Here is a 4,960-nt window from a genome sequence, read left to right as displayed (position 1 = left end):
CTCAAAGAAAGAATCCTCAAGGGAATTGAAGAAATCAATACTGAGCCCGTTGTACATTGCTGGAAGAAATTCGATTTACCGCAAGCTAATATGTAAAAGTATTAATGAAACGTATTACTAGGCAGGCATCTGGACGACATGCAGGAAGACATTGAGGAGTTGGATGGCCTCATAGGAAGCATCCTTCTGTTATCCAAGCTGGATATTCAGGAAACAGCCGTAAAGCTTAAACCCTTTGATCTCTCCCAACTGCTGAATGAAATTGCTAAACGTCTCAAGCCGAATATCAGTCACAAGCGATTACAGGTGATGACTTATTTGTCTGTCGACCAACCGATTATTGGAGATATACATGCACTTAAAACCGCATTGACCAATATTCTTGAAAATGCAATCAAATTTACCCCGAAAAATGGACAGGTAATTATCAAAACCTACTTTGAGCAACACGTTACTGTCATCACTGTCACAAACTCATTTGAGGCATTGCCCGAGGAAGAGCTGACCAGGATTTTTAAACCATTTTTTCGGGCTGAACAATCCCGTACACCCGGTTCAGGATTGGGTCTGGCCATTGCTAAAAAAATCATTATAAAGCATAAAGGAAAGATCAGTGCTGAAAATTCATCCGATGGATTGAAAATTAGGGTGAGCCTTCCTGCAAACGACTTAAATGGATGAGGGGTCGGGGATTTTCTTATAAATGGCCTTTTTTGTAAACCGTTTGAGCTTTAATGATTGTTAGTGGTTCGTCCGGAGAAGCGCCCATTGGCCCGTATCAGCCTTAACAAATAAGTCCAGTACTCTGTACACGGACCCCTTAAATAGATAAAATAGCAAATATCCGGATTCGGAAAGCCCTGCTTTGATTATCGCTGTAAGGGGATGCATGGTAAACGTCACACGTTGCGAGTGGCGGATTACGTGTTACATGTCCATAAAATTTTGAGGAACAAAGTTTTATACATATTCAAATATTTGCATGAACAAAGCGAATAAAGACTATTTCCATTTTTATTCAAAATTAGCTGGAATTCATTTCTTCACTCGTAACTCGCAACCCATAACCCGCCACCCATAAAATGAGTGAGTCGATTCAGCTTAGCCGTTTTTCTCTAACCTGATCCAAAAAACCAGGTTTTAATCAAACCAGTCCCTGGTCCATCATGGCATCCACCACTTTAACAAAACCGGCAATGTTGGCACCATTAACGTAGTTGCCGGGGGTACCGTATTGTTCTGCCGCATCCAGGCAGGTTTGGTGAATACTCTTCATGATTATCTTCAGCCGGTCGTCCACCTCCTCACGGGTCCAGGACAGTCGCATGCTGTTTTGGGTCATTTCCAGACCGGAAACAGAAACACCGCCTGCATTTGCCGCCTTCCCGGGGCCATAGAGAAGCTTGTTGCCAAGGAAAATATCTATGCCTTCCGGTTCTGTCGGCATATTTGCCCCTTCGCATACCAGCATAACACCATTGTTAACCAGATTCCGGGCATCTTTTTCATTGATTTCATTCTGTGTGGCACTGGGAAAAGCACAATCTGCTTTATGGTTCCATAGAGGATTATGATCGTTTGCAGGGTCAACCGGAGTATAAACAGCGGAAGAATACTTCTCGGCATATTCTCCAATCCTTCCTCTTCTTACGTTCTTGAGCATCTTTACATATTCAAGCTTTTTTTCATCTATCCCGCTTTCATCATAAATGTACCCGGAAGAATCCGATAAAGTCACCACTTTGGCCCCGAGCTCCAAAAGCTTTTCTGCAGTAAACTGAGCGACGTTTCCTGATCCGGAAACCAGACATGTCATGTTTTCCAGTGTTTTATTCTTGGTAGCAAGCATTTCGGCAGCAAAGTAAACTGAACCAAAACCGGTGGCTTCCGGTCGTATAAGGCTTCCTCCCCAGTTGAGACCCTTACCGGTTAGTATGCCGGTAAATTCGTTTCTCAATTTTTTATACATCCCAAACAGATAACCGATTTCCCTTGCTCCGACACCTATATCGCCTGCAGGCACATCGGTGTTCGCCCCAATGTGGCGAAAAAGCTCACACATAAAACTGTGGCAAAATCGCATCACCTCGTTATCCGATTTTCCTTTGGGGTCAAAATCCGATCCGCCTTTCCCCCCACCCATGGGCAGTGTGGTCAGCGCATTTTTAAAAACCTGTTCAAACGCGAGAAACTTTAGAATGCCAAGATTAACAGACGGATGGAAACGCAGCCCTCCCTTGTAAGGGCCTATGGCGCTGTTCATTTCTATACGAAAGCCCCTGTTGACCTGCGCTTCTCCCTGATCATCCATCCATGGTACACGAAATAAAATCACCCGTTCCGGTTCAACAATCCTTTCAGGTATCTTTGCCTGCCGATAAACAGGATTTTGATCCAGAACCGGTTTTACCGATTCCATGACTTCGCTTACTGCCTGATGAAACTCTCTTTCCTGGGGATCTTTGTTTTTTATTACTTGCATGATGTCTGACATAATCTCTTTCTCCTTTAGTAGTAGGTTGTTTTGATGGTTTTATAGATTGGCATTCATTTATTTTAATTATGTTAAAATGTCAAACCATTATAAAAGTCCGCGACAAATCTTGACATACAGTGTAATATACTGTTATAATTTCATTTTAATCGTCATATTGTTTCCAGTAATTGGCATTAAACCCGTTTATACAAACTTGCCCATTTGCAATTCGATCACTCGTCACTGTTAACTCGAATTTAAGGAGTTTTGCTTATTTCACTGCGCACGTCCATACCCACCGCATTTTTAGCTGTTTTAACTTTAACAGCACCCACTTTATACGCCGAGCCACCTTTACCGGGAGACTCTCCTGAAACGACTGAAGGCTCTGCTCCTTCGATTTATGTGGATCGCCTGATTGATGAAGACATCATTAAAGAAATTGAAATGGAAGAGGAATATGAAGAAAGCCGCCTGGGACCCGGATCAATCGGAATGACCTACCGCTATTATCAAAATGAAACCGACAACGATACCACCCTAACGGAACACGGTGCACAGCTTCGCTGGCGACAGGAAACCGTCGGCAACGGAAGCTTTGAACTACTGGCTGAAGGACTTATATCAGATGAGCGCAATGATGAAAAAAAGAAGACGGGCGGGTTCTTTTTCGCCAGCAGGATTATGTTCTCAAAGACTGGCTTCAAATGGACAGCGAAGTCGGACATTTCCGAAGTTTTACCCCCACCCAGGTCAGCCGAAGCTACCGGTTTTATCTGCCATCCACTATTTTGCAGGGAGCCAATACAAGGTTTTATAGTAATGATACATCTTTGGTTTTTAATGCTGGAGAAATCGGAACATATACAGGAATTGCCAGCCAGGCCTTTGAAAAAACCGAAGGGAAATTATATGGACTCGGCGCGACTCACCGGGTTGATGACCAGTGGGAATTGGGCGCTCAGTTCTGGAGTACCATTGATCCGGAAAACGGAGAAAACCATCGAAGCTATGCCGGTGTTCTCCAATATCAAGATGCTGCAAATTCTCAAAGCCTTCAAATACATTTTCTCGGCGACAGCCAGAGCAATGCCGGCCTGTGGTTGGATGATCACTTTAAGCACGGCAAATGGCATCACTACTTTGGTGCATTTTATTTTGAACCTGACCTGCTGTGGACCGATACCCCCATTGACAATGACCGTGAAGGCCTTTATTTACGCTCCAATCGCAGGTCTTTCCGCTGGCAATGGACCTTGGGAAGCGAGGTTTCCAAAAACAATCTGGATGAAAATCCGCAACTTGCCGGTAACATCACCACGGCATCATTTATTAACGGAACCTGGCGCTATCGTACAAAAACACAGTTCGGCGGATCCGTAAACTTAAATACCTCCCATGCCGATTCCGGAATTGCCGAAGATGACAACCGGGTCTACGGGCTGAAAAGCTTTGTGTTGCATCGGTTTCCCCTTGGCACCAGCCGGTTTCAGTTAAGCCTCAATGAAAATGATACAGCGGCAGATGACACAACCACCTATGGTGCCTTGTGGGATCATGTGTGGAAAGCCGCTTTTCTAAACCGGCTGAATACGGACATCGAATACACCTGGACGGAACTTAGAGAAGATGAACTCAGCCTTCGCCTTTCCGCCGAAAAATCACTCCTAACAGACCTAAAGCTGACAGGAACCGCCCAACATGTGATCACAGAAAGCAATACACTCGGAAAATCGAAAGGCACCAGCTTATCGTTTGGGCTCAGCTGGCAGTTTTATGAAAACTGGCTGATCAGCATAAATGCGGATTACAACCGCAATATGAATGAGCCGGAAAATACGGAAAGCACCACCACGGACGGCAAAACCGTTCTATTTTCCATAAGCTATGCCAGAGCTTCAGGAACAAAACCTGTTTTGTATGGAAGACCCACCGGCAGTCCGGGCCGGGGAAGGATCACCGGAACAGTCTTTCTGGACGAAAATAAAGATGGCAGGCAAGGCATAAATGAAACGGCCTTGAAAAATATTGTTATCTATTTAGACGGTCGGTTCACCACGGAAACCGATTCAGACGGAAAATTTGAATTCTGGCCGGTGGCTTCCGGAGATCATTATGTCAGCATTGGGATTGAGGATGTTCCGCTGCCGTGGGGCCTGGAGGATGAATCGGCACAGCGGGTACATGTTTCCACCCGCGGTGAAGGGAAAATTATTTTTGCATTGATTAAATTAAATGAGTAAAGAAATAAGAGGCAGAAAGCACAGAGGCACAAAGGCAGAAGAAGAAGGGAAGAATCCAAGCCCGGATGACGCGGCGTTGATTATTTTTAACCACAGCTTATTAGATTATTATTAAGATAGAACCCCAATTGAGCGAAAAAAAGTAGTAATAACCATCTAAAAAAGCTGGAAAAGCCTTTAGAATAAGGGTATACAGATGGTGACGAAACCAAAAACCCAAATTCTGAAAGGCTTTCATAGA

Annotated in this window: 3 protein-coding genes; 2 read left to right on the top strand and 1 reads right to left on the bottom strand. The window is 44.3% G+C overall.

The features are described 5' to 3' along the window. The first annotated feature begins 138 nt into the window (after nt 1–138). Nucleotides 139–681, top strand: coding sequence for a HAMP domain-containing sensor histidine kinase (locus SWH54_07455; GenBank protein MDY6791087.1), 543 nt, complete (start codon nt 139–141; stop codon nt 679–681). Nucleotides 682–1,144: 463 nt separating this feature from the next. Here SWH54_07455 and gdhA read toward each other — a convergent pair whose 3' ends face one another. Further along, nucleotides 1,145–2,494 (bottom strand): NADP-specific glutamate dehydrogenase, encoded by a 1,350-nt coding sequence (gdhA, locus tag SWH54_07450; GenBank protein ID MDY6791086.1) that lies wholly within the window; start codon nt 2,492–2,494, stop codon nt 1,145–1,147. Nucleotides 2,495–3,183: 689 nt separating this feature from the next. On the opposite strand from gdhA, the gene SWH54_07445 reads away from it, so the two are divergent. After that, nucleotides 3,184–4,719, top strand: a complete 1,536-nt coding sequence (locus tag SWH54_07445) for a hypothetical protein (protein MDY6791085.1) — start codon at nt 3,184–3,186, stop codon at nt 4,717–4,719. Nucleotides 4,720–4,960 lie beyond the last annotated feature (241 nt).

Source organism: Thermodesulfobacteriota bacterium, from assembly GCA_034189135.1.
Taxonomy (GTDB): Bacteria; Desulfobacterota; Desulfobacteria; order Desulfobacterales; family JAUWMJ01; genus JAUWMJ01.
Note: the sequence above shows the minus strand (reverse complement) of the source record. Positions and strands in the feature narration are given on the sequence as shown.